12 protein-coding genes are annotated in these 12,630 nt (G+C 63.9%); 7 read left to right on the top strand and 5 right to left on the bottom strand.

Annotation, left to right across the window (positions count from 1 at the left end; translation table 11 throughout):
• Positions 1-155: 155 nt before the first annotated feature.
• Both K289_RS0106930 and K289_RS0106925 read right to left on the bottom strand, forming a co-directional pair.
• Complete coding sequence (locus K289_RS0106930; protein WP_027550831.1) at positions 156-554, bottom strand: DUF2306 domain-containing protein; 399 nt, start codon at positions 552-554, stop codon at positions 156-158.
• A 200-nt stretch (positions 555-754) separates the two neighbouring features.
• On the bottom strand, positions 755-1,246 hold the full coding sequence (locus K289_RS0106925; RefSeq protein WP_027550830.1) for a single-stranded DNA-binding protein: 492 nt from the start codon (positions 1,244-1,246) through the stop codon (positions 755-757).
• Positions 1,247-1,684: 438 nt separating this feature from the next.
• Between K289_RS0106925 and K289_RS0106920 the strand changes: the two genes are divergently transcribed.
• The 7 genes from K289_RS0106920 (at position 1,685) to K289_RS0106890 (ending at position 10,074) form a co-directional block, all read left to right on the top strand.
• Positions 1,685-2,467: an outer membrane protein gene (locus K289_RS0106920; RefSeq protein WP_027550829.1), complete on the top strand. Its 783-nt coding sequence runs from the start codon at positions 1,685-1,687 to the stop codon at positions 2,465-2,467.
• A gap of 237 nt (positions 2,468-2,704) precedes the next feature.
• Positions 2,705-3,400 (top strand): outer membrane protein, encoded by a 696-nt coding sequence (locus tag K289_RS0106915; RefSeq protein ID WP_027550828.1) that lies wholly within the window; start codon positions 2,705-2,707, stop codon positions 3,398-3,400.
• A gap of 145 nt (positions 3,401-3,545) precedes the next feature.
• Positions 3,546-4,301, top strand: a complete 756-nt coding sequence (locus K289_RS0106910; RefSeq protein ID WP_027550827.1) for an outer membrane protein — start codon at positions 3,546-3,548, stop codon at positions 4,299-4,301.
• A gap of 334 nt (positions 4,302-4,635) precedes the next feature.
• Positions 4,636-7,611, top strand: coding sequence for an excinuclease ABC subunit UvrA (gene uvrA, locus K289_RS0106905; RefSeq protein WP_027550826.1), 2,976 nt, complete (start codon positions 4,636-4,638; stop codon positions 7,609-7,611).
• Positions 7,612-7,789: 178 nt separating this feature from the next.
• Positions 7,790-8,353: a hemerythrin domain-containing protein gene (locus tag K289_RS0106900; protein WP_027550825.1), complete on the top strand. Its 564-nt coding sequence runs from the start codon at positions 7,790-7,792 to the stop codon at positions 8,351-8,353.
• A gap of 120 nt (positions 8,354-8,473) precedes the next feature.
• Positions 8,474-9,115, top strand: a complete 642-nt coding sequence (locus tag K289_RS0106895) for an HAD-IA family hydrolase (protein WP_027550824.1) — start codon at positions 8,474-8,476, stop codon at positions 9,113-9,115.
• 35 nt (positions 9,116-9,150) lie between these two features.
• On the top strand, positions 9,151-10,074 hold the full coding sequence (locus K289_RS0106890; RefSeq protein ID WP_027550823.1) for a nucleoside hydrolase: 924 nt from the start codon (positions 9,151-9,153) through the stop codon (positions 10,072-10,074).
• Positions 10,075-10,189: 115 nt separating this feature from the next.
• On the opposite strand, the gene K289_RS0106885 is transcribed toward K289_RS0106890, so the two are convergent.
• The 3 genes from K289_RS0106885 to K289_RS0106875 form a co-directional block, all read right to left on the bottom strand.
• Positions 10,190-11,143 (bottom strand): cytochrome D1 domain-containing protein, encoded by a 954-nt coding sequence (locus tag K289_RS0106885; protein WP_027550822.1) that lies wholly within the window; start codon positions 11,141-11,143, stop codon positions 10,190-10,192.
• A 2-nt stretch (positions 11,144-11,145) separates the two neighbouring features.
• Positions 11,146-11,712, bottom strand: coding sequence for an SRPBCC family protein (locus K289_RS0106880; protein WP_027550821.1), 567 nt, complete (start codon positions 11,710-11,712; stop codon positions 11,146-11,148).
• 133 nt (positions 11,713-11,845) lie between these two features.
• A complete protein-coding gene (locus tag K289_RS0106875; protein WP_027550820.1) occupies positions 11,846-12,613 on the bottom strand; it encodes an AAA family ATPase in 768 nt (255 codons plus the stop codon).
• Positions 12,614-12,630 lie beyond the last annotated feature (17 nt).

The following is a 12,630-nucleotide window of genomic DNA, read 5'->3' as shown; positions in this document are numbered from 1 at the left end:
GAAGTTTTGTCTGGGAATCATATAGCGCATCGGGGGCTTGATAACCACCCTTGCGGCGTTCTCGGAAGCGCTTTTTCCGACTGTTTTTCCAGAGACTTACGCGCTCTGCACCACCGCCTCGGGAACCGCCGGATGGAGCGGCCTGGAGCCGTCCGTCAGGACCCGAAAATCACCCGGTGCATGAGGCGCCCGGGCACCAGCGTGAATACGCCTGCCACCACCAGCGCGCCGGTGAAGATGAAGATCATTATCCGCCGGTGATCGGTCACCCGATGGGTATGCGCGCGCCACACCGCGACCGGCAGCACCACCAGCGTGAAGATCGACAGGAGATGGATCGGGCCGAAGGAACCAACCAGACGGATGCCGTGAATCCAGAACGAGGACGTCGCCACGACGACCATCAAGGCCACCCAGATCCAGCCGATCGTCCTGTGCGGCAACGTCCCCTTGGGCGCAGCGAACTGCACGAGACCGAGCGCGAAGGCGGCCATCGCCGCGAAGGCATGGAGCGGGATGGCCGGGGCGGCCTCGATCAGCGGTGCAAGGCTCATGCGGGCGTTCTCCCGGAGGGAACAATAGCAATGTGAATAGGATTAACATCAAGTTAATACCATTCACATCGCGCCCGGTCAAAGAGCTTCAGGCCCAGCATGAAGTAAGCCCGAAAATACCGAGCTTTATCCGATAATTGGTAAGGACTCCTGCCGCTTTACGCGAGTGACTGCATCAAGGATGCGAAGAGCTCGCCGCCTCAGAACGGGATGTCGTCGTCCATGTCGCTGTTGCGGCCGCCACCGGCGGCAACCGGGCGGCGCGGCGCACTGCTGACCGGACCGCTGGAGCCGAAGTCCCCGCCCGGCTCCTCGCCGAAGCTGCCGCCTCCTCCACCGCCTCGGCCGTCGAGCATGGTGAGGTTCGAGTTGAAGCCCTGGAGCACGACTTCGGTGGAGTATTTCTCAGCCCCGCTCTGGTCGGTCCATTTACGGGTCTGGAGCGCGCCTTCGACGTAGACCTTCGCGCCCTTCTTCAGGTACTGCTCGGCAACCTTGGCGAGACCTTCATTGAAGATCACCACGCGGTGCCACTCGGTCTTTTCCTTGCGCTCGCCCGTCGCCTTGTCCCGCCAAGTCTCCGAGGTCGCCACCGACAGGTTCGCGATCGGTCGCCCGTCCTGGGTACGGCGGATTTCCGGATCCTTGCCGAGATTTCCGACCAGAATGACCTTGTTGATGCTTCCCGCCATCGCCGCTCTCCACTCCAAATGTCACTGAAAAGGCCGCGCGCTGTCGCGCCATCCGCCGCCTGCTAAGGGGACCCTATACGCTCGCAGGCGCCGGTCAGCCCGCCATCCCCCAACTTATCCCCACATATAGCACCGACAGCCACTTTGTTCCAGATTTGTTCCTCAGCAAAACCGAGGCGGAATAAGACAGCCAAATGACAAGGATGCATCGATATGATGGCAAGCCGGATGGAACCTTTTCGAGTTCTCGCGAACGGGAAAACTATCTAACATTCATTAGGTTACAGACCGCTCGTTCGCCCGTGACTGTTGCATTTCGGAGACGGACTCCGGTCCGGCATTCAGCTACGGTCTGACTCGGAATTAGTTAATATGGGCGTCGCGCCTGATTGACCGCTTCGGGGATTTCAAGAAGCGGACGAAACCGGGGAGACTGCAATGAATAAGATTTTGGTGGGTGCAATCGGAGCTGTGGCCCTTAGCCTGGCGGCTCCTGCGAACGCGGCGGACCTCGCTGCGCGTCCGTACACCAAGGCTCCGCCGATGGCGGTCGCCGCGATCTACGACTGGAGCGGCTTCTACATCGGCATCAACGGCGGTGGCGGATCGAGCCACAATTGCTGGGATTTCCTCGCCCTCGGCGGCGCAGTCGTCACACGCGAAGGCTGCCACAATGCGACCGGCGGCACGGTCGGTGGCCAGATCGGCTATCGCTGGCAGTCGACCAATTGGGTGTTCGGCATCGAAGGTCAGGGCAACTGGGCCGACTTCACCGGCGACAACATCAGCACGACGTTCGTGGTTGCGCCCGGCCTTCGCAATCGTTCGAGGATCGACGCCTTTGGTCTGATCACCGGTCAGGTCGGCTACGCCTGGAATAACGCCCTGTTTTACGTGAAGGGCGGCGCCGCCGTCGTCGGTGACCAATATCGCAGCTTCGCTGTGGCCAACGGCCTGGAATTCGATCGGGCCAACGAGACCCGCTGGGGCGGTACGGTGGGTGCCGGATTCGAGTACGGCTTCGCTCCGAACTGGTCGGTCGGCGTCGAATACGACCACATCTTCCTCGGACATCACACCACCACCTTCACCGGTTCCGGCAACTTCCTCATTGCGCCCCTCGGCGTTGCCACGCGCTCCGAGCGGATCGGCCAGGATGTCGACATGGGCCTCGTCCGCCTGAACTATCGCTGGGGCGGCCCGGCCATCGCAAAGTACTGATATCGTTTGAATATCAATCGTTCCTGAAGGCCGGCCTTGCGCCGGCCTTTTTGCCGTTCGCTGCGCGGGAAGTTAAATAGGTCAGCAATACAGCCTCTTTCTCAAATCTGTTGTGGCTTTTGGGGTACACAACTTGCGGCTTTACCGGTGTAAGCCGATGGCAATTGGACCACCGCGTCCGATCCTTCCCTTCGCAGGAAGGCAAGAACAGAAACTGGGACTGGGACTAAGTTGAAAATGAAGAAAGTTTTGTTGGCTTCGGCCTGTTTGTTCGCACTGGGCGCGTTCGCTCCCGCCACGGCTGCTGATCTGGCAGCCCGCCCCTACACCAAGGCTCCGGCGATGCCGGCAGCGGTCTACAACTGGACCGGCTTCTACCTCGGCATCGTCGGCGGCGGCGCTTGGGAGAACGGCTCCGGCGACCCGAAGATGAAGGGCGGTTTCGTCGGCGGCACGGCCGGCTACAACTGGCAGACCGGCAACGTCGTGTTCGGTCTCGAGGCCGATGGCTCCTGGGCCGACGTCAGCGCTTCGGCGACCGGCGCCACCCTTGTCCCCGGCTTCGGTGTCGTGACCACGACGGCGAGCTCGAAGACCGATGCGATGGGCACCGTGCGCGGCCGCATCGGCTGGGCGGTCAATAACGTCCTGTTCTACGGCACCGGCGGCTACGCCTGGATCGACAACAAGATCACCCTCTCGGCGCTCGGCGTGACTGCCTCGGACAGCAAGTGGCACTCAGGCTGGACCGTCGGCGCGGGCGTTGAGGCGTTCTTCGCTCCGCAGTGGTCGGTCAAGGGCGAGTACCTCTATCGCAGCCTCGGCGGCGAAAGCTACTTCTCCGGCGCGCTGCCCACCGGCACGCTCAACTTCCACACCGTGCAGGTCGGCGTGAACTATCACTTCGGCGGCCCGATCGTCGCGAAGTACTGATCTCCTCGAACGACGTCTTACGTCACGAAAGGCCGGCCTCGCGCCGGCCTTTTTGTTTTCGCGCGCCGTCGCGCCCAACCGTCATGGAATCGAGAGTGCGGTGTGCAAACGCCGGCGATCGAGTCGGGACAGTTGGGGAATTGAAATGAAGACGTTGCTGCTGGCATCAGTCAGCCTGTTCGCACTCGGCGCGCTCGCGCCGGCCGGTGCCGCCGATCTACCGCTGTACAAGGCGCCGGTGGCTCCCGTGCTCGCCTATGACTGGACCGGCGTCTATGCCGGCATCAACGGCGGCGCCGGCCTTGCGCATGCCTGCTGGAGCATCACCGACGCGCTCGGCGCCGTCGTGGACCCGGCCGCCGGCGAAGGCTGCCACAATGCGAGCGGCGGCACGATCGGCGGACAGATCGGCTATCGCTGGCAGAAGGCGCACTGGGTCTTCGGGCTGGAGGGCCAGGGCAACTGGGCCGACTTCAAGGGCAGCAATGTCAGCGTCGCACGGCCCGCGTTCACGAACCAGACCAGGATCGATGGGTTCGGCCTGTTCACCGGCCAGCTCGGCTACGCCGTGAACAGCCTGCTGTTCTACGGCAAAACCGGCGCCGCGGTGGCGCGCGACAAATACGACACTTTCGTCCCCGGCGTCCCGGCGACGGTGTTCAACAGCGTCAACCAGACCCGCTGGGGCTACGCGGTGGGCTTCGGCATCGAGTACGGCTTTGCCGAGAACTGGTCGGTCGGCGGCGAGTACGACCACGTGTTCCTGGGCCATCACAGCGCCGACTTCGCCACCGTGCCGGGCGGCCTGCTCGCGCGCACCGATCGGATCGGCCAGGACATCGACATCGGCGTGATCCGCGTCAACTACCGCTGGGGCGGTCCCCTCGTCGCCAAATACTGATTCCTGATTCCATCCGCAGGAACCCGCCAAGGCCGGCTCAAGCGCATTAAGCGATCGGCTTCCCGCCCACGAACGAAGGGCCGGCCTCGCGTCGGCCCTTCGGCTTTCCGAACGCTGCGGGCGTTGCTACTGCCACGTGCCGCCAGCGCGCCAACAATCCGTTGACGATTCGCAAGTCGCACTGGAAATCCGTCCCCGTTCTTCCTACGTTCGCTGACATACCCATCGGCGCCAATCCCGGTTCCGGGCAAAGCGCGCCTGAACGCTGGCGCGGCCGCGCGCCTTTGGGATTTTCCCGTTGGGTTTGCTCTTTGGGTTCTTGGGGACCACCAGGATGGATGAAGTGATCAAGGCGAAGCGCCAACAGCAGAACGCGGGCTCGAGCCTGCGCGCAATTACGATCCGTGGCGCGCGCGAGCACAACCTCAAGAACATCGACGTTGAGATTCCGCGCGACAAGCTCGTTGTGTTCACGGGTCTGTCCGGCTCCGGCAAATCCTCGCTCGCCTTCGACACGATCTATGCCGAAGGCCAGCGCCGCTACGTGGAGTCGCTGTCGGCCTATGCGCGCCAGTTCCTGGAGATGATGCAGAAGCCGGACGTCGACCAGATCGACGGCCTGTCGCCGGCGATCTCGATCGAGCAGAAGACCACCTCGAAGAACCCGCGCTCCACCGTCGGCACGGTGACCGAGATCTACGACTACATGCGCCTGCTCTGGGCGCGCGTCGGCGTGCCCTATTCGCCCGCCACAGGCCTGCCGATCGAGAGCCAGACCGTCTCGCAGATGGTCGACCGCGTGCTGGCGCTGCCCGAAGGCACCCGCCTCTATCTGCTCGCGCCGGTCGTGCGCGGCCGCAAGGGCGAGTACAAGAAGGAGCTCGCCGAATGGCTCAAGAAGGGCTTTCAGCGCGTCAAGATCGACGGCACCTTCTACGAGCTCGCGGAGGCGCCGAGCCTCGACAAGAAATTCCCGCACGACGTCGACGTCGTGGTCGACCGCATCGTGGTGCGCGCCGATATCGGCCAGCGGCTTGCCGAAAGCTTCGAGACCGCGCTGAAGCTCGCCGAGGGACTAGCTGTCGTCGAGTTCGCCGACGCGCCGGCGGCAGCTCCTGCCGAGGAGAAAAAGAAGACCGCGAAGATCCACGACAAGAGCGGCCCCGAACGCATCCTGTTCTCGGAAAAGTTCGCCTGCCCGGTCTCCGGCTTCACCATTCCCGAGATCGAGCCGCGACTGTTCTCATTCAACAACCCCTATGGCGCCTGCCCGGCCTGCGGCGGCCTCGGCGTCGAGCAGCATGTCGACGAGGATCTCGTCGTCCCCGATAAGGAGCTCGCCATTGGCAAGGGCGCGATCGCGCCCTGGGCCAAGTCGTCATCGCCCTATTACATTCAGACGCTGATTGCGCTTGGCAAACATTACAAGTTCGCGCAAACCGCCAAATGGAAGGATCTGCCCAAGAAAACGCAGAACGCGATCCTCTATGGCTCCGGCGAGGACGAGATCAAGTTCTCCTATGAAGACGGCGTGCGCTCCTACGACACCAAGAAGCCGTTCGAGGGCGTCATCACCAACATCAACCGCCGCTATCGCGAGACCGAGAGCGAGTGGGCGCGCGAGGAGCTGGCGAAGTATTTCCACGACGTCCCCTGCGAGGGTTGCAAGGGCTTCCGGCTCAAGCCGGAGGCGCTCTGCGTCAAGATCGGCGGCAAGCATATCGGCGAGATCTCGGAGCTGTCGGTCAAGCGCGCCGGCGAGTGGTTCGAGGGCGTGCCGGAGGCACTGAACGCGCAGCAGAAGGAGATCGCGGGCCGCATCCTCAAGGAGATCCGCGAGCGCCTGACTTTCCTGCTCGACGTCGGCCTCAACTATCTCACCCTCTCGCGTTCCTCCGGCACGCTGTCCGGCGGCGAGAGCCAGCGCATCCGCCTGGCCTCGCAGATCGGCTCGGGTCTGACGGGCGTGCTCTACGTGCTGGACGAGCCCTCGATCGGCCTGCACCAGCGCGACAACGCGCGCCTGCTCGATACGCTGAAGCGCCTTCGCGACCTCGGCAATACCGTGGTCGTGGTCGAGCATGACGAGGACGCCATTCGCCTTGCCGACTACGTGCTCGACATCGGCCCGGGCGCCGGCATGCATGGCGGCCACATCGTCGCCGAAGGCACGCCCGCGGAGATCATGCGCAACCCGAAATCGCTGACCGGCAAATATCTCACCGGCGAGCTCGAGGTCGAGGTACCGGATCGGCGTCCGCCGAACCATCGCCGCACCATCAAGGTGGTGAACGCGCGCGGCAATAACCTCAAGAACGTCACCGCTGAAATCCCGCTCGGCCTGTTCACCTGTGTCACCGGCGTCTCCGGCGGCGGCAAGTCGACGCTGCTGATCGACACGCTCTACCGGGCGATCGCGCGCAAGCTGAACGGCGCCAGCGAAGGCGCAGCTCCACACGACCGCATCGAGGGCCTGGAACACATCGACAAGATCATCGACATCGACCAGTCGCCGATCGGCCGCACCCCGCGCTCCAATCCCGCGACGTATACCGGCGCATTCACACCGATCCGCGAGTGGTTCGCGGGCCTCCCCGAAGCCAAGGCGCGCGGCTACGAGCCCGGCCGCTTCTCCTTCAACGTCAAGGGTGGCCGCTGCGAGGCCTGCCAGGGCGACGGCGTCATCAAGATCGAGATGCACTTCCTGCCCGACGTCTACGTCACCTGCGACGTCTGCAAGGGCAAGCGCTACAACCGCGAGACGCTGGAGGTCCTGTTCAAGGGCAAGAGCATCGCCGACGTCCTCGACATGACCGTCGAGGAGGCCGCCGAGTTCTTCAAGGCCGTCCCGCGCGTCCGCGAAACCTTCAACACGCTGCACCGCGTCGGCCTCGACTATATCCATGTCGGCCAGCAGGCCACCACGCTGTCCGGCGGCGAAGCCCAGCGCGTCAAGCTGGCAAAGGAGCTGTCGAAGCGCGCGACGGGGCGCACGCTCTACATCCTGGACGAGCCGACCACCGGCCTGCACTTCCACGACGTCAAGAAGCTCTTGGAGGTGCTGCACGAGCTGGTCGCTCAGGGCAACACCGTCGTCGTCATCGAGCACAATCTCGAAGTCATCAAGACCGCAGACTGGGTGATCGACCTCGGCCCCGAAGGCGGCGACGGCGGCGGCGAAATCGTCGCCTGGGGCCCGCCCGAGGACATCGTCAAGGCACCGCGGAGCTACACGGGCAAGTTCCTGGACCCGGTGCTGAAGAAGGCGCGGAAGCCGAAGCGGAGGAGCACGAGCGAGGCGGCGGAGTAACCTCGGTTTTCCGAGGCGGCAACGCCCTTCCGCTTGGCGGCGGCGCAATATCGCCGCAGCGGTCTGCTTCAACGAGCAAACTCGTTGCATTTATTTCGATCGCGGTTTTGATCTAGCGCAATGCCATAGCGATCATTTGCGTTAGTTTTTGTCGTGGCTCACTCTGTGGATCACGGCAATGATCATCGAGCTGCTCAGCCGGGAGCACCGTAATATTGAACGGTTGCTCGCGGTCCTCGAACACGAACAGGATATTTTCGATCGCGCAGACCGACCGGACTACGAGGTTATCCGCGCCATCATCGCCTATTTTGAAGTCTACACCGAGCTGTACCACCATCCCCAGGAAGACCGGGTCTTTGCCAAGCTGAAAATTCGCGATCCCGCTGCCGCCGCCAAAGTCGGCGATCTCGCGCGTGAACACAAGAAAGGGGCCGAGCGACTGCATCGGCTCGCAAAAGCGGTCGACGCTGTCCTCGAAGGACGCGAGATCCTTCGCCAGGACGTGGACACCATCATTCACGATTTCCTCGATCACGAGCGGCGTCACATCATGATGGAAGATCGTGATTTCTTCCCTGCGGCCCTGAAGGCATTGCAGCCCGCCGATTGGACGGAAATCGCTGCGGCGTTGTCCCCTCATCAGGATCCACTGTTCAGCGATGCCACCGAAACGCGATTCGATGCATTGCGCGCCCATATCCTGCAGTTGGAGCAAGAGGCCGAAGGCGAACGCCACTAGTTGAATGGTTCTTCGGCCCGCGTACGCGGCTCATTCATCGTGAACGGACCTTTCGAACCGCTTCCGGATTTGTGATTTTCGCATTCCGCCGTCTCTCCTGGCGTGATATGCGGCGGCTTGATGTCCTACGCCCTCGCCATCTTCGATCTCGACGGCACGCTCGCCGACAGCTTTCCCTGGTTTCTGCGCACCATCAACGACGTCGCCGATCGCTTCGGCTTTCGCCGCGTTGCAGATGAGGAGGTCGAGGGGCTGCGGCATGCCTCGACGCGAGAGATTCTCACCCGCCTTGAGGTGCCGCTGTGGAAGCTGCCGGCGATCGCGCGGCATGCGCGGCGGCTGAAGGCGGAGGCGGCGGCGGAGATTTCGCTGTTTCCGGGCGTCGAGGCGATGCTCCGGACGCTCGCCGATAACGGCGTGCAGTTGGCGCTGGTGACCTCCGACAGTGAGGCCAATGCGCGGCAGAAGCTCGATGGTGCCGCGGCGCTGTTCGCGCATTTCGACTGCGCTGCCTCGGTGTTCGGCAAGCCGGCCAAATTCCGCCGCGTGATCCGGCGTGCCGGTGTCGTCCCAGCAGAGGTCATTGCAATCGGCGACGAGGTCCGCGACATCGAAGCGGCGCGCGCGGTGGGCATCGCCTGCGGCGCGGTCGGCTGGGGCTATGCCGCGCCGGCGGCGTTGCAGGCGCTTGCGCCCGACCACATGTTCGCGCAGATGGAGGAGATCGCGGACGTGGTTTGCCGGATTCCGCTCAAGGCCTGATCCGCAATCGCCACGCACGGCCCAAGGAGACGGTGATGACCCTCACGGACGCAGCCCGCCTGAAACTGCTGGAGCCGCCGGTCGGCAAGGTGCGCGTCGTGCTCGACACCGACACCTATAACGAGATCGACGATCAGTTCGCGCTGGTGCAGATGCTGCTGTCGAAGGACCGCCTTGACGTCGAGGCGATCTACGCCGCGCCGTTCTTCAACAAACGGTCGGAGAGCCCCGGCCACGGCATGGAGCTGAGCTATCAGGAAATCCTTCGCCTGCTGGAACGCCTGAACATCGCGCCGGAGGGCCTCGTCCATCGCGGCGTCACCGATTATGTCGGCCCCGGCAAGACGGCGCAGGCGGCGCCCGCCGTCGACGACCTCATAGCCCGGGCGCGCGCCGGCTCGCCTGACCATCCGCTCTACGTCATTGCCATCGGCGCCATCAGCAATGTCGCGTCGGCGCTGCTCAAGGCACCCGATATCATCGATCGCGTGGTGGTGGTCTGGCTCGGCGGCCATGCGCTCGAATGGCCTGATACCGTCGAGTTCAATCTCAAGCAGGATGTCGGCGGCGCGCAAGTGCTGTTCGACAGCGGCGTGCCGCTGGTTCTCGTGCCCTGCAGGGGCGTCACCTCGCACCTGCACAGCACGGTGCCGGAGATCGAGCGCTACGTCGAGCCGCACGGCAGCATCGGCGCGTTCCTCGCCATGCGCTTCAAGGAGTATTCGTCCGACCATCTCGGCTGGGCCAAGGAGATCTGGGACATGGCGCCGATCGGCTGGCTGCTCAACCCCGTGTGGGCACCGAGCGTGATCATCCCGGCGCCGATCGTCACGGATCAGATCACGTGGAGCATCGATCGCCGGCGGCATGCGATCCGCTACGTGACCTACGTGGATCGCAACCCGATCCTGAGGGACTTTTTCCTGAAGCTGAAGGCGTTTGCTGGGTCGAGCTCGTAGGGGGGTAGCCCCGCGGCTGCGCGAAGCGCAGTCCGCTGGCGTAACCCACCTGTTTCGTTTCCGCGGTGATAGCCAGTGGTGGGTTACGCCTTCGGCTAACCCACCCTACAATCGCCTACTCCGTCCGGCGCAAAAACGTCCCGAACGCGCGCGGGCCGTCGCCGGTCTTGATCCCGCCGATCACCTTCAGCTCGGCCGCGTCGATGATACTGAGCGTATTGCTCTCCCAATTGGCCACGATGATGCGCTTGCCGTCCGCGGTTGCGGCGATGCCTTCGGGATAGTCGCCGACGGTGATGCGCTTGACCGGCTTCAGCGTCGCTGTATCGAACACGCTGACGGTGCCGCCATACTGGTCGGTGACGAAGCCACGGCCGAGGGTCAGCGCCACCGCATAGGGGCGCATCCCGACCGGCACGCGGCCGATCTCGTTGCCAGCGGCGATGTCGATGACCGAGACGTCGTTCGAGCCGACATTGGCTGTGTAGGCGCGCTTGCCGTCGGCATCGATGGTGACGCCGAACGGGCGCGTGCCGACCTTGATGATTGCCTTGCGCTCGCGCGTCGCGGTGTCCACGACCGAGACGCTGTCGTCGTCGCGATCCGCCGAAAGCAGCAGCCGGCCGTCGGGCGTCACCGCCAGCCCGGACGGCGAGGCGCCGACCGTGATGCTGGCGACGACGCTGCGCGCCGCCGGGTCGACCACGCGGACCGCCGCAGCGTACCAATCGGCGACATAGACGGTACGACCATCGGGCGCCACGGCGATTCCGAGCGGCCCGCCGCCGACATCGATCCGGCCGGCGACCTGCCGCGTTGCGGCGTCCACCACCGTCACCGCCTTGGCGTCCGGGCTCGTCACATAGGCAAAGCGTCCGTCCGCAGTGACGGCCACGCCCGCAGGCTTGCCACCGATCGGGATGGTCGCGACCGCGCGCGAGGTGGCGAGGTCCACGATGATCAGATCGTCGCTGAGCTGGTTGGTGACGAACGCCTCTTCGGCCGACGCGCTGGCAAGGCCGGCGCTACCAAGGCTGGCGGCGAGCGCCGCCAGAACCAGGGCCCGCACGGTCAGCTTCCGCTCTCGATCTTCTTCTTCAGCGCCTCGAGGCCGGCCTGATAGAGCCCCTTCACCGCCTTGACCGAGGCTTCGTCATTCAGCTCGGGCGGCGGATCATTGTTGGGAAAGCCGCGGTAGAACGCACCGGCCCATTCCACCGTCGACCCCTTGCCGTCGGCGCTCGGCGTCACCGTGAGCGTCGAGGAATAGTTGTTGACCGGCAGCACCTTCACGTCGACGGCGGTGATCCGGTAGGAATAGGTCATCGCGCCGGCGTCGAACTTGTAGAGTTCCTCATCTACGGTGGCCCCGCCGGTCAGCGTCAGCCGCCGCGTCGCGCCGATCTCATTGCCCTTCTCGCCCTCGGTCTTGGTGACCGGCGCCAACCAGCTCATGTCCTGGAAATTGCCGATCACCGCCCACACCTTGGCCGGCGGAGCATTGATTTCGATGGATTCCCGCACCTTCTGCCGGGTCGGCCCGTGCGCCCAAACCGGCTCAAAAGCCGCCGTCAACACCATCCCCACCACCGCCAGCGCCGCCACCCCGGCGATCGCCTTACCGATCGTCACCCTCATGTCGTGTCCTCATCTCGTCTCTTTGACCTAGCGCGATTGGTGCGCGCTGGGGTCATCGTAACGCATTTTTGGACCGCGGGGAGACAAGTTCGTGGCACCGCCGTGGCGGGACCTACCGTCGGGAATGTTTCGCCTATTCCGCCAGTGTCGCCTCGACGAACCCGCGCGGATCGGTACAGAATTCCCACATCACCCGATAATGATCAGTCTGCTCCACCGTCGTCGGCTCCAGCCCATATTTTCCGAGCCGCAGCAGCCGCGCGTTGGGATAGGCCATCAGCAGCGGCGCGTGGGTGGCCATGATGACCTGGCAGATGCGGGAGTCCTCCATGCGACGCAGCAGCTTGAGGAATTCGATCTGCCGCGATGGCGACAGCGCGGATTCCGGTTCGTCGAAGATGAAAATGCCCTGGCGCTGGCAGCGCTCTTCGAAGAAGCGCAGGAAGCCTTCGCCATGGGAATGCGACAGGAAATCGGGGCCAACCTGGCCGGCATCACGTGCGGCCTTGTCAAGATATCGCGCCACCGAGAAAAAACTCTCGGCGCGGAAAAACCAGCCATTGGTGATCTTCGGCAGCCAGCTTGCGCGCAGCGCCTTGGAGAGCTGGCCGCCCATCTTCTCGCGTGCTTCGGAATGATCGACCGGCATGTAACCCTTGCCGCCACCGGCATCGTCGTAGCCGGCGAGCGCTGCGATGCCCTCGAGGATCGTCGACTTTCCGGTGCCGTTCTCTCCAACGATGATCGTAATGGCGGCTTCGAAGTTGAGTTCGAAATCATCCGGAAAGATGGGCAGGCAGAACGGATAGACCTCGCGATCGCGAACTTGCGACGGGTCGAGCCAGACCCGCTTCAGATACGGCGCAGGCAGGTTGATCGTTCGACTGCCTCTTCGGCTCATGCCCGGTTCCCCATTCC

Source organism: Bradyrhizobium sp. Cp5.3, from assembly GCF_000426265.1.
Lineage (GTDB): Bacteria > Pseudomonadota > Alphaproteobacteria > Rhizobiales > Xanthobacteraceae > Bradyrhizobium > Bradyrhizobium neotropicale.
The sequence above is the reverse complement of the archived record's forward strand: the minus strand, read 5'-3'. Positions and strand labels throughout refer to the sequence as shown.

What these genes read in the sequence shown, in the direction of transcription:
- K289_RS0106930 (WP_027550831.1), bottom strand. Translation starts at nt 554, where the DNA reads ATGAGCCTTGCACCGCTGATCGAGGCCGCCCCGGCCATCCCGCTCCAT.
- K289_RS0106925 (WP_027550830.1), bottom strand. Translation starts at nt 1,246, where the DNA reads ATGGCGGGAAGCATCAACAAGGTCATTCTGGTCGGAAATCTCGGCAAG.
- K289_RS0106920 (WP_027550829.1), top strand. Translation starts at nt 1,685, where the DNA reads ATGAATAAGATTTTGGTGGGTGCAATCGGAGCTGTGGCCCTTAGCCTG.
- K289_RS0106915 (WP_027550828.1), top strand. Translation starts at nt 2,705, where the DNA reads ATGAAGAAAGTTTTGTTGGCTTCGGCCTGTTTGTTCGCACTGGGCGCG.
- K289_RS0106910 (WP_027550827.1), top strand. Translation starts at nt 3,546, where the DNA reads ATGAAGACGTTGCTGCTGGCATCAGTCAGCCTGTTCGCACTCGGCGCG.
- uvrA (WP_027550826.1), top strand. Translation starts at nt 4,636, where the DNA reads ATGGATGAAGTGATCAAGGCGAAGCGCCAACAGCAGAACGCGGGCTCG.
- K289_RS0106900 (WP_027550825.1), top strand. Translation starts at nt 7,790, where the DNA reads ATGATCATCGAGCTGCTCAGCCGGGAGCACCGTAATATTGAACGGTTG.
- K289_RS0106895 (WP_027550824.1), top strand. Translation starts at nt 8,474, where the DNA reads ATGTCCTACGCCCTCGCCATCTTCGATCTCGACGGCACGCTCGCCGAC.
- K289_RS0106890 (WP_027550823.1), top strand. Translation starts at nt 9,151, where the DNA reads ATGACCCTCACGGACGCAGCCCGCCTGAAACTGCTGGAGCCGCCGGTC.
- K289_RS0106880 (WP_027550821.1), bottom strand. Translation starts at nt 11,712, where the DNA reads ATGAGGGTGACGATCGGTAAGGCGATCGCCGGGGTGGCGGCGCTGGCG.
- K289_RS0106875 (WP_027550820.1), bottom strand. Translation starts at nt 12,613, where the DNA reads ATGAGCCGAAGAGGCAGTCGAACGATCAACCTGCCTGCGCCGTATCTG.